The organism is Kosakonia sp. YIM B13571, assembly GCF_042788095.1.
Taxonomy (GTDB): Bacteria; Pseudomonadota; Gammaproteobacteria; order Enterobacterales; family Enterobacteriaceae; genus Kosakonia; species Kosakonia quasisacchari.
Genome location: NZ_JBHZPL010000002.1, coordinates 339,371 through 356,927 on the forward strand (window position 1 = coordinate 339,371; position 17,557 = coordinate 356,927).

A 17,557-nucleotide genomic window follows, 5' to 3' on the forward strand; every position below is an offset into this window, starting at 1 on the left:
TAACCTCTTTCTGCCAGCGGCGCTGTGAATGGCGGCCCACTCATTCTCGTTACGCTGGCAGAACACATTGACAGGCTGGAGGGGTGTTTCAATACTGAACAGGAACCCTTTACCGGAACTGTTTATGAACGACAAAACCCCGCCCGCGTTTGTGATCCGCAATTTCAACCACATCGAAATGGAAAACTTCGTGCGCCCGCCGCTGTATGAATCGCTCGGCGGCTCGCTGACCAAAGGCACCCTCGCCAGCAAGTTAGGTGCGTCGATCGATATTTTGCCGCCGGGTAAACGGGCCTGCCCGTTTCATCTGCATCATGCGCAGGAGGAGATGTTTATTGTACTGAACGGTAACGGCACATTGCGCATCGGCGATGAAGAACGGCCCATCCAGGAAGGGGATGTTATCTGCATTCCGCCAGGCAAAGCGTGGCCGCACCAGATTATCAATACCTCCGATCAGCCGCTGCGTTATCTCTCAATTAGCACCATGGAAAGCCCGGAAATCTGCGAATACCCGGATGCGGATAAATTTCTGGCGAAAGCGCACAGCCAGGGCCGCGAAGATTTTCGCCAGCTCGATTTTCGTGGCGAGAACGTGGACTACTGGGAAGGCGAACCATAAAAGTTATCGTCTGTTTTGCGCCGGTGTGAAGGGAAAACCGGCGCATGGGCGATACCCGTTACAGGCTGACAAAATGAGTCACCCGGTTATCACCGCGCAGTTCGTGAATGAGAAGCGCGGGCGGATCGCTTGCCATCGGGATGTGCTGTGTATTCAGCATCAGCGGGTTCGCCGGGCAGATGGAGCCGCAAAGATACGCCGGAACACCGGCAAAGGTGGCGGACATCGCCCGGTGTACGTGACCAGCGCACAATGCCAGCGGCGAGTGCGGTAAGCGCGCCAGCAGTTGCGCCAGCGCCTCGCCGCCCTCGCACATGGCGTTATCCAGTGGGGCAATGCCGCTTGGGAAAAGGTGCTGGTGTAAAAAGATCATCGCCGCGTGCGGCTGTGCCATGAGCGCCGCTTCCAGCCAGCGCAGATGCGGGCGGATATCGCCCCGGCTTTCACCGGTTACCGTCACATCCACGCCAATCACCGGCACGTTATCCACTTGCTCATGGAAATGCAGCGCGTCGTGCGCCGAGCGGTGAGCAAAAGCAGCCAGATTTTCACACATCATGGTTTTATCATCGGCGTTGCCGGGCAGGATCAGTGAACGGCACGCCAGGCGCTGCAATGCGCTGTCAATGGCGCGATAGCCCGCGCCCCAGCCACCATCGGTTAAATCGCCGCTCACCACCAGCAGATCGGGTTTGAGCGTCAGTAACCAGTCGAGGGCGCGATGCAGGCGCTGAAGGTTGTCATTATCCGGCGCAGCATGAATATCACTCAGTTGGGCAATCAGCATTTTCTCTCCGGTTTGTCCGTTTTCACCGTCCAAGCGTAGCCTAACCAGGCTCACTGCAGAAACGGCATAAGTGACTGCATCAGACGGTGTGGTATTTGATCCGCCGGACGGCGGGCGCGATTTCCGCCTCGATCTGCGCACCGGGCAGTTTATTGAATAATTACCGCGACGGAGCGGTTTCGTTGGCCTGACGGATGGCGGCGATAAACGCGTTCAACGTTGCTGGTATTTGCCGGTGACCGGAATAATAAAGGCATAAACCTGCAATCGGCGGGCTGAACAGCGACAGCACCTGTTGCGCTTGCCCGTTGTCGATGGCCTCGCGGGCATAAGGCTCAGGGACATAAGCAATGCCTAAGCCTTTTACCACCGCCTCGACCATCAGCGCGCTGTTATCAAGGCATAAATTGCCGGGCACGTTGAGCGTTATTGGCTTGCCATGTTGCACAAACTCCCAGCGGTAGCGTTTTCCACTCGGCAAACGCTGGGCGATACAGCGATGCTGCAAAAGATCCGCCGGGCTTTGCGGTACACCTGCGCTGTGCAGATACTGCGGCGAGGCGATGGCGATAAAGCGGATCGGCCCGCCGAAGGGCACCGCAATCATATCGAGCGGTACGGATTCTGCCAGCCGTACGCCCGCATCAAATCCTTCGGCGACGATGTCCACCAACCGACCTTCGGTCACGATATCCAGCATCACCTGAGGATGCGCCTGTAAAAAACCTTCAACCACGTGTGTCAGCAGCCAGTGCGCGCCGCCTTCATTGGCGTTGATGTGCAAAGTGCCGTGCAACTCCTGCGGGCGAAAACGGGTGGCATCCAGCGCCGTATCTAACTGGCTGAGCAGGGGATCGATACGTTGCAAAAACGCCGCGCCGTCTTCTGTCAGCGAGACACTGCGGGTGGTGCGGTGTAACAAACGCACGCCAAGCTGGCTTTCCAGCCCGCGCATCGCATGGCTTAGCGATGAACGGGACACTCCCAGTTCATTGGCGGCTTGTTGAAAACTGCGGTGCTGTGCAACCAGTAGGAACGCTTTTAAATCTGCGAGACTGACATTTTTCATTGTTGAATATTTTTCACCGCTACATGCCGATTGGTGCGTCTTATCATAGCAGCGCCGGTTGCTTACGCTATCCACTCACCTGAAAACATGTGGAGGTAGTTATGATGACATGGCTGATTACCGGCGCTTCGTCCGGGCTGGGATTATTGATGACGCAAACGCTGCTGGCGCGCGGTGACCGGGTGGTAGCCTGTGTCAGGCGCGCGGACGCGATGAGCGCATTACAGGCGCAATATGCGTCGCGGTTGCACGTCAGCTGTTTTGATATGACCGACAGCGCGGCACTGCGCCGCGAAGTGGACGTCGCGTTCACCACTTTTGGCGTGATTGAACGGGTAGTAAGCAATGCCGGCTACGGCTTGTTTGGCGCGGCGGAAGAGGTGAGTGACGCGCAAATTGACCGGCAGATCGCCACCAATCTTACCGGCTCCATCCAGTTAGTCCGTGCTGTGTTGCCGTGGCTGCGCGCCCAGCACGGCGGGCGGATTGTGCAGGTCTCTTCGGAAGGCGGCCAGGTGGCGTACCCCAATTTCAGTCTTTACCACGCCAGTAAGTGGGGTATTGAAGGCTTTCTGGAATCGGTAGCGCAGGAGGTAAAACCGTTTGGTATCGAGATTGTGATTGCCGAACCCGGCCCAACGCAAACCGGCTTTGGTGCCGGGCTCGATCACGCTGCGCCGCTCGCTGCCTATGACAATACGCCTGCGGGCGAGGTGCGTCGGGGTATTGCCAACGGCAGTTTTGACATAAAAGGCGATGCGCAGCGCACGGTTGATGCGATTATCGCGGCGGCAGACGCACCCGCGCCGCCGTTCAGAGTGCCGCTGGGCAGCCTTGCCTGGGAGCACCTGGTGGCCTCGCTCCGCGCGCGATTAGCGGAAATTGAGCGCCAGCGCGATGTGGCATATTCCGCCGACAGGGATTAAAACGACAGCAGCGGTTTGGCTATCCGACCTGGCGTCTGGTATAGCGTGATAGCCTGCCGCCACTGCTGAAAATCAATCAGCGTGACCTCGCTTACTGGCGTTGCGCGCAGTCGCTCCCAGAGCGTGCAAAATGCCTGCTGCCAGCCATCTGCCGTCATTGCGTCGAGATAGTTACGCACATGGAACCAGTGGACTGCGGGTAAGCGTCGCTGGATGCTGAACGGCTGTCCGGAAAGCAAACCGTAGCTGATAAATTGCCCCGTTTTCGGCATTGATTGCAGCAACATTTCTGCCAGTGCGCCGCCGGTGGCGTCATAGATAACGCTGGCTTTACTCGCTGCTTTTTTGATGGCGGCGCTATCCGTGTCGGCCAGCGGTATCACGCCGCAGGCCGACAGGCGGCAGGCGTGGATGGCGGAACGATAAATGCCGGTCACGCTTTTTGCCCCCTGACGCCTGGCCCACTGCGCAAGGTAACCGGCGCAGTCAGCTCCCGCCGCGGTGACCAGCACATGTTGGCCGTGAACCGGGTAATGTTCCAGCATCATCTGCGCGGCCAGCGGATTGATGTAGGCGCGGGCGGCAAGCGTATCGTCAATATCATCCGGCACCGGCACAGCCAGTTCCGCCGGGCAATCCACATACTGCTGCCAGGTGCCCTGACCGCGCAGCGGCAACACACGTTTACCCAGTAAATCCACGTTTGCATCGTGAGTTTGTATCACTACGCCCACGCCTTCGTAGCCCGCGACGGCGGGCAGGGTGATGCGGTGGCTGTACGCGCCGGTCACGGGGATTAAATCCGAGGCATTCACCGGCGCAAGGCGCATTTTGACACGAACCAGTCCTGCCGGAAGCGGTGCCAGCGGAGTGGTTTCAGCTTGCAGAACAGTCTGCGGTTCACCGAAACTTCTGTACACTAACGCGGTGTTATACATGATGCCCACTCATGATGTTGCTCTGTTTTGACAAGGATTATACCTATGTTTTTCCCAGTGAAATCAATCTGTTCTTTACTGTTATTCAGCGCGTTCGTCGCCAGCGCCGCCAATATTGATAACGCCACGCTGACGGCGGTGGCCCGCCTGCAGGAAGAACGCTTAGGCGCGCGCATCGGCATTGCGGTGGTGGATACCGTCAGCGGTGAGACGGTGAGCTACCGGGGTGATGAGCGTTTTCCGCTAAACAGTACCCACAAAGCGCTGCTGTGCGGCGTGTTGCTGAGCAAGGTCGACAAAGGTGAACTGGCGTTAAATGAGACCACCCAGTTTTCCCAAAGTGAGCTGGTTGCCTATTCGCCGGTGACCAGTAAGTTTGTTGCACCTTCATCGATGAGCTGGCGGCAACTGTGCAGTGCGGCGGTCAGTGAAAGTGATAACACGGCAGCGAACCTGGTGGCGAAAAAGCTCGGCGGCCCGGCTGCGGTGACGCGTTTCTTTGCTGATTCAGGTGACAGTGTCACGCGACTCGATCGCGCAGAACCGGAACTGAACAGCGCTGTGCCGGGTGATTTGCGTGATACCACCACGCCGCTTGCCGTCAGTCACACACTGCAAAAACTGGCGCTCGGCGAAGTGCTCACGCCCCGTTCGCGCGCGCAACTGGTGCAGTGGATGAAAGAGGATAAAGTCGCCGATGCGCTGCTGCGTTCCACATTGCCAAAAGGCTGGGCGATTGGCGATAAAACCGGGGCGGGCGGATATGGTTCGCGTTCGATTATCAGTATTGTCTGGCCGAAAAAAGGCGCGCCTCGTATTGTATCTATTTATATAACGGATACAAAAGCGACAATGGCGCAAAGTAATGACGCCATTGCCCGCATCGGTAAAGCCATATTCAGCGCGACGAAGTAATAAAAAGGGCAGAGAGAAAAATCTCTGCCACTAATTTTACTTAAATAAGTATCTGCTCCAAATTACCCGCAAAAATAACCATAAATGGATAATGGTTAAGTGTTGAGAATATCCTTATAATCTCCGTCCCTTTTCATGTCTTAAGTTTAAGCTGGAGGACAAATGGAGCTCAACCGGAGGCAGTTCTTTCGGATCTGCGCGGGCGGTCTGGCAGGAAGCACTGTCGCATCTCTCGGATTTTTATCTTCTTTTTCCGTTCACGCGGAAACCCGTCAATATAAACTCTTAAAAGCAAAAGAGACGCGAAATAACTGCACCTATTGTTCAGTCGGCTGCGGTATGCTGATGTACAGCCTCGGTGATAATGCGAAAAACGTCAGTGAAAGTATTTATCACATTGAAGGCGACGCCGATCATCCGGTGAGCCGGGGTTCATTGTGCCCAAAAGGCGCTGGCGTTCTGGACTATATTCACAGCGAAAATCGTTTATTACATCCACAATATCGCGCGCCGGGTTCAGATAAATGGCAGCGAATTAGCTGGGATGAAGCAATTGATAAAATCGCGCGGTTAATGAAAAAAGATCGCGATGAAAACTTTATTGAAAAAAATGCGCAGGGCGTAACGGTCAATCGCTGGACCACCACCGGCATGCTCTGTTCTTCCGCCGCCAGTAATGAGACCGGTATTCTTGACGGCAAATTTACCCGCGCGCTGGGCATGGTGGCGATCGACTGTCAGGCGCGTTTGTGCCACGGCCCGACCGTTTCCGCGCTGGCGCCGACTTTTGGTCGCGGCGCGATGACCAACAACTGGGTGGACATCAAAAACGCCAACGTGGTGCTGATCATGGGCGGTAACGCCGCTGAAGCGCATCCGGTGGGCTTTAAGTGGGTAGTGGAAGCGCAAACCAAAAATGACGCCACCGTGATGGTTGTCGATCCGCGCTTTAACCGCAGTGCGGCGGTGGCCGATTTCTATGCGCCTATCCGTGCCGGTTCCGATACCGCGTTCCTGCTTGGCGCGATCCGCTATTTGATTGAACATGACCAGATCCAGCATGAATATGTGCGTCACTACACCAATGCCAGCCTGATTATTCGCGAGGATTACGCGTTTAACGATGGTCTGTTCAGCGGCTACGACGGGCAAAAACGGCAGTACGACAAATCCAGTTGGTTCTACCAACTCGACGCTCAGGGCAACGCACTGCGCGACGAGACGCTGAGCCATCCGCGCTGCGTGTGGAATCTGCTGAAATCCCACGTTGCGCGCTACACGCCGGAAATGGTTAGCCGCCTGTGCGGCACCTCGGTGAAAGATTTCACCCATGTTTGCTCGGTGCTCGGCAGCACCAGCGTGCCGAATCGCACCGCCACCATTCTTTATGCGCTGGGCTGGACGCATCATACGGCCGGGGCGCAGATCATCCGTACAGCGGCGATGCTGCAACTGTTGCTCGGTAATATCGGTATGGCAGGCGGCGGCGTGAACGCGCTGCGCGGTCACTCGAATATTCAGGGCTATACCGACTTAGGTTTGCTGTCGACCAACCTGCCGGGTTATATGCCGTTACCCTCGGAAAAACAGCCGGATTATCAGACCTATATTTCACAGATCACGCCGCCGTCGCTGGGGGTGAATGAAGTGAACTACTGGCAAAATACGCCGAAGTTTTTCATCAGCATGATGAAGAGTTTCTGGGGCGATCGCGCCACGGCGGAGAACAATTGGGGTTACGACTGGCTGCCAAAATGGGATCGTCTCTATGACGTGATGACCCAGGCGGAGCTGATGACCGAGGGCAAAATCAACGGTTATATCGTGCAAGGGTTCAACCCGCTGGCGGCCTTCCCGGATAAGAACAAGTCATCACGCGCGCTGGCGAAACTGAAATATATGGTGGTTATCGATCCGCTGGCGACCGAATCCTCCACTTTCTGGCAAAACCACGGTGAGATGAACGATGTTAACCCGGCGGAGATCCAGACTGAGGTGTTCCGTCTGCCATCGTCCTGCTTTGCCGAAGAGGACGGTTCCATTGCCAACTCCGGGCGCTGGTTGCAGTGGCACTGGGCCGCCGCCGAGCCGCCGGGAGAAGCGTTGCACGACGCCAAAATCCTGGGCCGCCTGTTTATGCGCCTGCGCGAGTTGTATCAAGCCGAAGGCGGGGCGAATCCAGAACCGCTGCTGAACATGTCCTGGGATTATAAAGATCCGTACGATCCGCACCCGGAAGAAGTGGCCCGCGAAGCCAACGGCAAAGCGCTGCGCGATCTGTTTGATGACAAGGGCACGCTGATCGCCAAAAAAGGCGAGCAGTTAAGCAGCTTTGCGCAGCTACGTGATGACGGATCCACCAGCAGCTTCTGTTGGGTTTATTGCGGTAGCTGGACGGAGCGCGGTAATCAGATGGCGAATCGTGATAACAGCGATCCGTACGGGCTGGGCTGTACGCCGGGCTGGGCGTGGTCATGGCCGGCGAACCGCCGCATTCTTTACAACCGCGCCTCTGCCGATCCGGCGGGTAAACCGTGGGATGCGAAGCGTGCGTTGCTGCACTGGGATGGTCAGCGCTGGACGGGAATGGACGTTGCCGATTACAACCAGGCCGCGCCGGGTAGCAATGTCGGGCCGTTTATCATGAACCCGGAAGGGGTGGCGCGCCTGTTCTCCATCGACAAAATGAACGACGGCCCGTTCCCGGAACACTACGAGCCGATCGAATCGCCGATTGATACCAACCCGCTGCACCCGGCGGTGGTTTCCAGCCCGGTGGTGCGTATTTTTGCCGCCGACAAACCCAATATGGGCAAAGCGGATGCGTTCCCGTATGTCGCCACTACCTATTCGATTACCGAGCTGTTCCGCCACTGGACGAAACATGCCCGCCTCAACGCCATCGCCCAGCCGGATCAGTTTGTGGAGATTGGCGAAGCGCTGGCCAAAGAGAAGGGCATTCTTGCCGGAGACGAAGTGAAGGTGATGTCGAAACGTGGCTTTATCAAAGCCAAAGCGGTAGTGACCAAGCGCTTGCAGACGCTGACTATCGACGGGCGCCGCGTTGATACCGTCGGCATTCCGTGCCACTGGGGTTTTGAAGGGGCCACACGCAAAGGCTTCCTGGCCAATACGCTGACGCCGTCTGTCGGCGACGCTAACTCGCAGACGCCGGAATATAAGGCGTTTTTGGTCAATATTGAGAAGGCGTAAGGAAGCGAAACCATGTCCATGCAATCACAAGACATTATTAAACGTTCAGCGACCAACGGTTTTACGCCGCCGCCGCAGGCACGGGATTTCCGTGCCGAAGTGGCAAAGCTGATTGATGTATCCACCTGTATTGGCTGTAAAGGCTGCCAGGTGGCCTGTTCCGAGTGGAACGATATCCGCGACGACGTGGGTTATTGCGCCGGGGTGTATGACAACCCGCTCGATTTAAGCGCCAAATCCTGGACGGTAATGCGCTTTAGCGAGACGACGCAAAACGACAAACTGGAGTGGCTGATCCGCAAAGATGGCTGTATGCACTGCGCGGAGCCGGGCTGCCTGAAAGCTTGCCCGTCGGCAGGGGCGATTATTCAGTACGCCAACGGCATTGTCGATTTCCAGTCGGAGCACTGCATTGGCTGTGGCTACTGCATTGCCGGTTGCCCGTTCAATGTGCCACGTCTCAACCCGGACGATAACCGGGTCTACAAATGCACGCTCTGCGTTGATCGCGTCAGTGTCGGTCAGGAACCGGCCTGCGTGAAAACCTGTCCGACTGGCGCGATTCATTTCGGCACCAAAGCTGAGATGCTGGAGCTTGGCGAGCAACGCGTGGCGCAGTTGCAAAAACGCGGTTATGCCAACGCGGGCGTCTATAACCCGCAGGGCGTGGGCGGTACACATGTGATGTATGTGCTGCATCATGCCGACCAGCCAGGGCTGTATCACAATCTGCCTGCAGAACCGAAAATTGATGTGCCGGTTAATCTGTGGAAAGGCATTCTCAAGCCGCTCTCCGCCGCCGGGTTTATCGCCACTTTTGCCGGTCTGCTGTTCCACTACATCGGCGTAGGACCGAACAAAGAGACGGATGACGATGAAGAGGAGCACGACCATGAATAAAAGCAAAATGATCCTGCGCACCAAATTTATCGACAGGGCGTGCCACTGGACGGTAGTGATTTGCTTCTTTCTGGTGGCGTTATCCGGTATCGCGCTCTTTTTCCCGACGCTGCACTGGCTGACGCAAACCTTCGGCACGCCGCAAATGGGGCGCATTCTGCACCCGTTCTTTGGCGTACTGATCTTTTTGATCCTGATGTTTATGTTCGGGCGCTTTGTCCACCACAACATCCCGGACAAAAAAGATCTGCCGTGGATCAAAGGTATTGTCGAGGTGCTGAAAGGCAATGAGCACAAAGTCGCGGATGTCGGCAAATATAACGCCGGGCAGAAAATGATGTTCTGGACCATCATGAGCATGATTTCGCTGCTGCTGGCGACGGGCGTGGTGATTTGGCGTCCGTACTTTGCTCACTTTTTCCCTATCGCCTTGATTCGCTGGTGTTTGCTGGCGCATGCCACTTCCGCCATTATCCTGATGCTCGCCATCCTGGTGCACATGTATATGGCGTTCTGGGTGAAAGGATCGATCAAAGGCATGATTGAAGGCAAAGTGAGCCGCCGCTGGGCGAAGAAACACCACCCGCGCTGGTATCGCGACGTCGAAGCCGAAGAAGAAAAACAACAGCAGTAACGCAATTCACCGCCCGGTATGCGCGTGCATGACCGGGCGGCCCGCCAATGGCTTTGCAGATTATCGTCTATGATTGTTCTTCGTGACATCGTGGAGAGGTAATTGCATGGCGTCAAAATCAATGAGTAAAAGCTGGGGAGCTGAATACCTCGCGGACGGTCGCGTGCGTTTTCGCTTATGGGCCACCGGGCAACAGCAGATTTCTCTGCGTTTGCCTGTCGGCGAACTGCCAATGCAACGCCTTGATGATGGCTGGTTTGAACTGACTGTTGATAACGTCGTACCCGGCACAGCGTACCAGTTTGTGCTGGCCGATGGCATGGTGGTTCCCGATCCCGCCTCGCGCGCGCAGGCGTCCGATGTTAATGACCCTTCGCTGGTCGTCGACCCGGATCATTACGTCTGGCAACACCCGCAGTGGCAAGGCCGCCCGTGGCAAGAGTCCGTGGTTTATGAGCTGCATATCGGCACATTCACCCCGCAGGGCACCTTTCGCGCGGCGATGGAAAAACTGCCGTATTTCGCACAACTTGGCATCACGATGATAGAAGTGATGCCCGTCTCCCAGTTTGGCGGCAATCGCGGCTGGGGCTATGACGGCGTGCTGCTCTATGCGCCGCACTCGGCGTATGGCACGCCGGATGATTTTAAAGCCTTTATCGACGCCGCTCACGGCTATGGCCTTTCAGTGGTGCTGGATATTGTGCTCAACCACTTTGGCCCGGAAGGTAACTATTTACCCGCGCTGTCGCCGGATTTTTTCCACGCTGAACGCCAGACGCCGTGGGGGCCGGGCATCGCGTATGACATTGATGCCGTGCGGCGTTATATCGTTGAAGCGCCGCTCTACTGGCTTACCGAATACAACCTCGACGGGCTGCGATTTGATGCCATCGATCAGATTGAAGACAGCACCGAGCCGCCGGTGTTGGTGGAGATTGCCCGCCGTATTCGTGAAGAGATCACCGACAGACCGGTACATCTGACCACTGAAGATTCCCGCAACATTATTGCGCTGCATCCGCATGAACCGGATGGTCGGGCGCCGCTGTTTACCGCTGAGTGGAACGACGATCTGCATAATGCCGCGCATGTGTTTGCTACCGGCGAAACCCATGCCTATTACCAGGATTTTGCGGATAAGCCCGAAGTGTGGCTGGCGCGTGCATTAATCGAAGGGTTTGCCTTCCAGGGCGAGATTGCCCCCTCAACCGGCGAACCCCGCGGGGTGGACAGCCGCAACCAGCCGCCGGTGGCGTTTGTCGATTTTATCCAGAACCACGATCAGACCGGCAACCGCGCGCAGGGCGAGCGGCTCATCACCCTGGCGGGCGAGGAGAGAACGCGTGTGCTGCTCGGCGCGCTGCTGTTTTCCCCGCATATTCCGCTGCTGTTTATGGGTGAAGAGTATGGCGAAACCAATCCTTTCCTGTTCTTTACCGATTTTCACGGCGATCTGGCGCGCGCCGTGCGCGAAGGGCGGGCGCGGGAATTCCAGGGCCACGCCGGACATGAGGGGGAAACGGTTCCCGACCCAAACGCGCCTGAAACCTTTACCCGTTCACAACTGGACTGGGCAAAAACGCAGCAGGAGAGCGGCCAGCGCTGGCTAACGCAAACCCGCGACTGGCTGACGCTGCGCCAGAAATATGTGGTGCCGCTGCTGACTCATGCGCAGCGGCAAAATGGGGAAGTGATCGCCACCGCGCCGGGGTTTGTCGCGGTCCGCTGGCGCTTCTCACAAGGAACATTGTCGCTGGCGCTCAATATTGGCGAGGCTGCGCAACCGTTGCCGGATCTGCCCGGTAAAACGCTGGTGGCCTGGCCGCGCGGGCAGGATGACTTGCCGCCGAATGCGTTCATTGTTCGTCTGGCTTTGGGAGAGGGAATGTGAATACGCCAACCGCCACTTACCGCTTGCAGTTTCGTAACGGAATGACGTTTGATCGCGCCGCGACGCTGGTTCCGTATCTTAAACATCTTGGCATCAGCCATCTTTACGCCTCGCCCATTTTCACCGCCGCGAGCGGTTCCACCCACGGTTATGACGTGGCTAACGCCAACGAGATCGATCCCACGCTTGGCGGGCGTGAAGGGTTTGACCGGCTGGTGAGTGCGTTAAAAAGCGCCGGGTTGGGGCTGATTCTGGATATTGTGCCAAACCATATGGCGGCCTCGCTGGAAAACGCCTGGTGGCGCGATGTGATTGCCAAAGGCGAAAAAAGCCAGTATGCGCACCATTTCGACATCGACTGGTCGCGGCGGCTGACGCTGCCTTTTCTCGGCGATGATTTTGACGTTGTGCTGGAAAATGGCGAGTTGGCGATAAAAGCCGATCCGCTGACCGGCGAACCGGCGCTGGCCTATTACGACAACTTTTATCCGCTGGTGGCGGAAAGCTGGCAAGGACGGGAGCAGGCACTTATCGGCGAGACCGATAACACGCTAATCGCTGAAATTCATGCGCAGCAGCCCTGGCGTTTGATGAGCTGGCGCGATGCGGCGAATGATCTTTCGTACCGGCGCTTTTTTGAAATCACCGGCCTGGTTGGCATGCGCGTGGAAGATGAGGCGGTATTTGATGATACGCACCGGCTGATCCTCGAACTGGTGCACAGCGGTGCGGTGGACGGTTTGCGTATCGATCACATTGACGGGCTGGCCGACCCGCAGGGTTATCTGATGCGCTTACGCCAGAAGGTGGGCGCTGAATGTTATCTCACGGTGGAGAAGATCCTCGGCAAAGGCGAGCATCTTCCGGCGGACTGGCCGGTATCCGGCACCACCGGGTATGAGTTTATCGCCGCGCTTTCAGATGTGCTGGTTGATAACGCGCAGCTCGATAAGCTGCGAAAAGCCTATGACAGCGTTGCCGGGCGGCGCGTGAATATGCACGACGAGCTACGTGCGGCCAAACTGCTGATGGTCGATCGTAACTTTAACGGTGAATTCAGCGTGCTGGTGTCGCTGGCGCTCACTATTGGTCACGCGGAAATCCCGGTGCCGCAGGAGGACGCGGTGCGCCAGGCGTTGCGCGAACTGTTGATCGCCTTCCCGGTGTATCGCACTTATGGCACGGAACAGGGGCTACCGGCGGCTGACGCCGCGCTGTTACGTAAGGTGGTCGAGAGTGTTCAGCGTAGCCCGTATGCACCAGACGCTGACGCGCTCGACTTTGTAAACCGCATTCTGCTTGGCGATGTCGCGAAAAGCGCGCTGAGCGCGGCGGCACGTTTTCGCACTCGCTTTCAGCAGCTCACCGGGCCGCTGATGGCCAAATCCGTCGAAGATACGCTCTTTTTCCGCCAGCATGTCGATCTGGCACTTAACGAAGTCGGCGCGGAGCCACTACCGCGCACCTTCTCTCTGGATCGCTTCCACGCAGAGATGAAAACCCGGCTTGAGCGCCAGCCGGATGCGCTTTCCGGCACCTCAACCCATGACACCAAACGCGGGGAAGACGCCCGGGCGCGACTCTATACCCTGACGGAAGCGCCCGAACGCTGGGCGGATTGCGTGGCGCGCTGGCGGCAGATGAATCATACCAAAGTGCAACTGCTCGACGATGGCCACGCGCCGCGACCGATGGTGGCGTGGATGATCTACCAGGCGCTGGCGGGCGTCTGGCCGGTCAACTTACAAGCAGATGACGTGGCGGGCTTGCGCGCGCTGGAAGAGCGGTTTGTGGCGTTTGTCGAAAAAGCGCTGCGCGAAGCGAAACAGCGCACCGACTGGATCGAAACTAACGACGCCTATGAACAGGCGGTGCTCGATTACGTGCGTCATTTGTTATCGCCGGATAACAGCGCGTTTTTAACCGATTTTACCGCCTCGCTTCAGCCGTTTATCCGCGCCGGGATGGTCAATAGCCTGACGCAAACGGTGATCAAACTGACGGCACCCGGTGTGCCGGATATCTACCAGGGCAGCGAAGCGCTCAATTTCAGCCTGGTCGACCCGGATAACCGGCTGGAGCCGGATTACGCCGAACTGGAGCGCTTGCTGGTAGATGAAGAGCAGGCCGATCCGTATTCACAGGAGAGCTGGTCGAGCGGGCAATTAAAGCAGTTTTTCATCTACCGGCTGCTGCATTTACGCCAGCAGATGCCGTCGCTGTTCCGCCGGGGAGCCTATCTGCCGTTGACCGTTGCGGGCGAAGAGGCGGAGCACCTGATCGCCTTTGCGCGCGTGGAAAATCAGGACGCGTTAATTGTGCTCGCTCCGCGCCTGCTATTCGATGCGCTCGACGGCAGCCTGGCGGGGGCCAATATTGCTTTGCCGCCGGAACTGGCGAATCGGCGTTACCGGGACATACTCAGCTCAGAGGAGGTTTTTCTCACCGACAAAGTGAACCTGCGATCGATTGGCGGTTTCACCTTTGCGGTACTGGTCAGTGCGTGATCGAAGAAAAGGGTGCGGTACATCAATCGTTATGTCTGGTGAGACTTTACAGGCGATCAAGGGGAAGCAATGTCTGACGGAAAACGTTTTTACATCACGGCGGGGCACGGCCAGCAACTCGGTGCGAATTACGATGGCGAGGGTGTCAACTTTGCCCTTTTTTCAGCGCATGCGCATCGTGTGGAGCTCTGTTTATACGCCCCTGATGGCAAACAGGAGATCGCCCGGTTTGATCTGCCGGAAAACACGCACGAGATCTGGCACGGTTATGTGCCAGGCCTGCAACCCGGCACGCTGTACGGCTATCGGGTGCATGGCCCGTTTGAGCCGGAAAACGGCCACCGGTTTAATCCCAATAAATTATTGATTGACCCTTATGCCCGCGAACTGGTCGGCGATATCGAGTGGAACGCGGCCCATTACGCTTACGATTTAGGCCATGAAGATAAAGACCTGACCTTTGATACCCAGGATAGCGCGCCGTTTACGCCCAAATGCCGGGTTATCGACCCGCAAGCGTTCGACTGGCAGGATGGCGCAAGACCGAACATTCCCTGGCCGCGCACGGTTTTCTATGAAACCCATGTTAAAGGCTTCACACAGCTTAATCCGGCGCTGCCGCCGGAGTTGTGCGGTACGTTCGAAGGGATGGGACATAAGGCCACCGTGCAGTACATCAAAAGTCTCGGCATTACGTCCGTCGAGTTGCTGCCGGTACACTGGTTCCCGGACGATCAGCATTTACTCGATAAAGGCCTGCGCAATTTCTGGGGCTATAACACGCTCGGTTTCTTCGCTCCGGCGTCACGCTATTACGGGCCGCGCGGCATTCAGGGCTTCCGCGATATGGTACGGGCGTTTCACGATGCCGGGATCGAAGTGATCCTCGATGTGGTTTATAACCACACGGCAGAAGGCAACGAACTGGGGCCAACCCTGTCGTTTAAAGGCATCGATAACTTCTCTTATTACCGCACCTTGCCGGATCAGCACCGCTATTACATCAATGACACCGGTACTGGCAATACGGTGAATACCTCGCATCCGCGCGTGTTGCAGATGGTGATGGATTCGCTGCGTTACTGGGCAGAATCGATGCATATCGACGGTTTTCGCTTTGATCTGGGGACCATTCTTGGGCGCGAACCAGAAGGGTTCGACCAGCGCGGCGGGTTTTTTGATGCCATGACGCAGGATCCGCTGTTATCCAGACTGAAACTGGTTGGCGAACCGTGGGACATCGGCCCCGGCGGTTATCAGGTGGGCGGTTTCCCGCCGGGCTGGGCGGAGTGGAACGACAAATACCGTGACACGCTGCGTGAATACTGGAAGGGCGATAACGTGTCGACGGACTTTGCCGCCCGCTTGCTGGGCTCCGGCGATCTGTACGATCAGCGCGGGCGTCGCCCGTGGGCAAGTGTGAATTTTATTACCGCCCACGATGGTTTTACGCTGAACGATTTGGTGTCGTACAACGAAAAACATAATGAAGCCAACGGCGAGGAAAATAACGACGGCCACAATGATAACCGTTCCTACAACTACGGCGCGGAAGGGTCGACCGAAGACGAAGGCATCAACACCGTGCGCGAGCGGCAAAAACGCAACTTCCTCGCGACGCTGTTCTTCTCCCACGGCACGCCAATGTTGCTGGCCGGGGACGAGTTTGGCCGCACCCAGCAGGGCAACAACAATGGCTACTGTCAGGACAGCGAAATCTCGTGGATCGACTGGGACGCGCCGCAAAGCGGCAACGGTAAAGCGCTGTTAGAATTCACCCGTCATGTGCTGGCGTTGCGGGCCTCGCAGCCGATCCTGCGGCGCGAGAACTGGCGCGATGGTATGGAGATCCGCTGGTACAACGCGGGCGGCGGCGAGCAGTTGCCGGAGCAGTGGGATGAAGGCACGACGCTTGGCGTTTATATCGGGCGTCCGGATTTGCAGGAAGAAGAAGGGATCTGGCATGACGTGCTGATGCTGTTTAACCCGTTTGAAGGTACAGTGCCGTTTCGCATTCCGCAGTTCGGCGAAGGCGGTTGGGTGCTGGAGCTGACCACCGCGGATAGCGCGAAAAGCGGGATTGTGATCACCAAAGAGAAGGATTTCGAACTGGAAGGGCGCAGTATTGTGCTGTTCCGTCGCCCGTAATCAGCACTGCGCCAGGGGAAATGCCTGGCGCATTCTGTATTATGCGCGGATCAGTAATTTGCCCCGCAGTAACAGCGCGAAGGTTTTTACCATCAACAGCGCGATCACCAAATTGGCCGCAATAAACAGCGGAAATGACATCCAGTACAGTGCGCCGCCTGGGGCGCCGTGTCCAAGGCGAATCGAGGTGGTCGCCAGTGACGCCACGCCGAATGAAAAACTCCAGAACGACGGGTTAAACGGCTGCGAACTGTACCAGGGGATCAGCCTTATCATGAACAGCATCTGCAGCAAGCCATAGCCGAACAACAGTTTGGCGAAAACATCGGCCTGCCCGCCATTGACGCTCAGCCAGGCGCTACAGGCCACGAATGCAGGTGCCATCTGAATGCCAAGCGATGTGCGCACGGCGGGCGACATTTCATCAAGATTACGCATCCGGCTCAGGATCGCAGGCTCAAGACTCAGCCAGGAGAAGATCCCGGCGCCGAGAAACAACATCCCGACATCGTTAAAACCGAACGCGCCGCAGGCCATCGCGCTGATAAAGTTGTTGGCAACCGTTGGCAAATAAAGCCCCGGTGTTGTGGCTTCTTTCGGGTGTTGACCGCGCCATAACCCGGCGGTTTGCCAGGCGGAGTAGGTAAGCTGAACAATGACAGCAACAAGAAAAAGCCCCAGCGCCAGCGTGTGGAACCACGGCGCAAGACCAATGGCGACCAGCATCGACGTGGCTGGTGCCAGGCTGACAAAACTGCTTTTCAGCGGATGGGTGATCTCCTCCAGCACGCTCGTGCCGTGACGGAGCATTCTACTAATAAATGCCAGCATCAGTAGCGCCCAGATGACCATCGCCAGAATGATTAAGCCATCCGCAGGCAGCAGCGTGACTGGCCAGATAGTGGCAGCAAAACGCCAGGAAAAACCCAGCCCGATGATGCCAAGCACGATGCCAAAGTAACCGGCTGGAAGGTTGAGGTGTGAATCTTTCATCACCAAACTCC

General features: G+C 57.1%; 13 protein-coding genes. 9 read left to right on the plus strand and 4 right to left on the minus strand.

The annotated features are described in order from the left end of the window. Positions 1–124 precede the first annotated feature (124 nt). The gene (locus ACFX4O_RS06735) at positions 125–622 is read left to right on the plus strand and encodes a cupin domain-containing protein (RefSeq protein ID WP_380207833.1); all 498 of its coding nucleotides are present in this window, start codon (positions 125–127) and stop codon (positions 620–622) included. A 58-nt stretch (positions 623–680) separates the two neighbouring features. Here ACFX4O_RS06735 and ACFX4O_RS06740 read toward each other — a convergent pair whose 3' ends face one another. Continuing rightward, the gene (locus ACFX4O_RS06740) at positions 681–1,409 is read right to left on the minus strand and encodes a metallophosphoesterase (protein ID WP_380207834.1); all 729 of its coding nucleotides are present in this window, start codon (positions 1,407–1,409) and stop codon (positions 681–683) included. Between the two features lie 160 nt (positions 1,410–1,569). After that, positions 1,570–2,478 carry a LysR family transcriptional regulator gene (locus ACFX4O_RS06745; RefSeq protein ID WP_380207835.1) on the minus strand — a complete coding sequence of 303 codons (909 nt, stop codon included), beginning with the start codon at positions 2,476–2,478 and terminating at the stop codon, positions 1,570–1,572. Positions 2,479–2,579: 101 nt separating this feature from the next. Between ACFX4O_RS06745 and ACFX4O_RS06750 the strand changes: the two genes are divergently transcribed. Beyond that, entirely contained in the window at positions 2,580–3,404 is an 825-nt protein-coding gene (locus ACFX4O_RS06750; RefSeq protein WP_380207836.1) for an SDR family oxidoreductase, read from the plus strand. Here the strand turns inward: ACFX4O_RS06750 and ACFX4O_RS06755 are convergent. Further along, positions 3,401–4,342 carry a zinc-dependent alcohol dehydrogenase family protein gene (locus ACFX4O_RS06755; RefSeq protein WP_380207837.1) on the minus strand — a complete coding sequence of 314 codons (942 nt, stop codon included), beginning with the start codon at positions 4,340–4,342 and terminating at the stop codon, positions 3,401–3,403. The genes ACFX4O_RS06750 and ACFX4O_RS06755 overlap by 4 nt on opposite strands. 27 nt (positions 4,343–4,369) lie before the next feature. Between ACFX4O_RS06755 and bla the strand changes: the two genes are divergently transcribed. The 7 genes from bla to glgX all read left to right on the plus strand — a co-directional run bounded on the left by bla (position 4,370) and on the right by glgX (position 16,553). Beyond that, positions 4,370–5,257, plus strand: a complete 888-nt coding sequence (gene bla, locus ACFX4O_RS06760; RefSeq protein WP_380207838.1) for a class A beta-lactamase — start codon at positions 4,370–4,372, stop codon at positions 5,255–5,257. Between the two features lie 162 nt (positions 5,258–5,419). Next, positions 5,420–8,470, plus strand: coding sequence for a formate dehydrogenase-N subunit alpha (gene fdnG, locus ACFX4O_RS06765; protein ID WP_380207839.1), 3,051 nt, complete (start codon positions 5,420–5,422; stop codon positions 8,468–8,470). Between the two features lie 12 nt (positions 8,471–8,482). Continuing rightward, positions 8,483–9,370: a formate dehydrogenase subunit beta gene (fdxH, locus tag ACFX4O_RS06770; RefSeq protein WP_380207840.1), complete on the plus strand. Its 888-nt coding sequence runs from the start codon at positions 8,483–8,485 to the stop codon at positions 9,368–9,370. Further along, the gene (gene fdnI / locus ACFX4O_RS06775; RefSeq protein WP_380207841.1) at positions 9,363–10,004 is read left to right on the plus strand and encodes a formate dehydrogenase-N subunit gamma; all 642 of its coding nucleotides are present in this window, start codon (positions 9,363–9,365) and stop codon (positions 10,002–10,004) included. Before fdxH ends, fdnI begins: the two co-directional genes overlap by 8 nt. A gap of 106 nt (positions 10,005–10,110) precedes the next feature. Continuing rightward, complete coding sequence (gene treZ, locus ACFX4O_RS06780; protein ID WP_380207842.1) at positions 10,111–11,898, plus strand: malto-oligosyltrehalose trehalohydrolase; 1,788 nt, start codon at positions 10,111–10,113, stop codon at positions 11,896–11,898. Beyond that, positions 11,895–14,405: a malto-oligosyltrehalose synthase gene (gene treY / locus ACFX4O_RS06785; RefSeq protein ID WP_380207843.1), complete on the plus strand. Its 2,511-nt coding sequence runs from the start codon at positions 11,895–11,897 to the stop codon at positions 14,403–14,405. Before treZ ends, treY begins: the two co-directional genes overlap by 4 nt. Positions 14,406–14,474: 69 nt before the next feature. Beyond that, positions 14,475–16,553 (plus strand): glycogen debranching protein GlgX, encoded by a 2,079-nt coding sequence (gene glgX / locus ACFX4O_RS06790; protein WP_380207844.1) that lies wholly within the window; start codon positions 14,475–14,477, stop codon positions 16,551–16,553. Between the two features lie 39 nt (positions 16,554–16,592). On the opposite strand, the gene tehA is transcribed toward glgX, so the two are convergent. Then, complete coding sequence (gene tehA / locus ACFX4O_RS06795) at positions 16,593–17,546, minus strand: dicarboxylate transporter/tellurite-resistance protein TehA (RefSeq protein WP_380207845.1); 954 nt, start codon at positions 17,544–17,546, stop codon at positions 16,593–16,595. Between the last annotated feature and the right edge of the window lie 11 nt (positions 17,547–17,557).

Excerpts from the sequence above, each read along its gene's own strand:
- ACFX4O_RS06750 (WP_380207836.1), top strand. The coding sequence starts at position 2,580 with ATGATGACATGGCTGATTACCGGCGCTTCGTCCGGGCTGGGATTATTG.
- ACFX4O_RS06755 (WP_380207837.1), bottom strand. The coding sequence starts at position 4,342 with ATGTATAACACCGCGTTAGTGTACAGAAGTTTCGGTGAACCGCAGACT.
- ACFX4O_RS06740 (WP_380207834.1), bottom strand. The coding sequence starts at position 1,409 with ATGCTGATTGCCCAACTGAGTGATATTCATGCTGCGCCGGATAATGAC.
- treZ (WP_380207842.1), top strand. The coding sequence starts at position 10,111 with ATGGCGTCAAAATCAATGAGTAAAAGCTGGGGAGCTGAATACCTCGCG.
- tehA (WP_380207845.1), bottom strand. The coding sequence starts at position 17,546 with ATGAAAGATTCACACCTCAACCTTCCAGCCGGTTACTTTGGCATCGTG.
- glgX (WP_380207844.1), top strand. The coding sequence starts at position 14,475 with ATGTCTGACGGAAAACGTTTTTACATCACGGCGGGGCACGGCCAGCAA.
- fdnI (WP_380207841.1), top strand. The coding sequence starts at position 9,363 with ATGAATAAAAGCAAAATGATCCTGCGCACCAAATTTATCGACAGGGCG.
- fdnG (WP_380207839.1), top strand. The coding sequence starts at position 5,420 with ATGGAGCTCAACCGGAGGCAGTTCTTTCGGATCTGCGCGGGCGGTCTG.
- fdxH (WP_380207840.1), top strand. The coding sequence starts at position 8,483 with ATGTCCATGCAATCACAAGACATTATTAAACGTTCAGCGACCAACGGT.
- ACFX4O_RS06735 (WP_380207833.1), top strand. The coding sequence starts at position 125 with ATGAACGACAAAACCCCGCCCGCGTTTGTGATCCGCAATTTCAACCAC.
- ACFX4O_RS06745 (WP_380207835.1), bottom strand. The coding sequence starts at position 2,478 with ATGAAAAATGTCAGTCTCGCAGATTTAAAAGCGTTCCTACTGGTTGCA.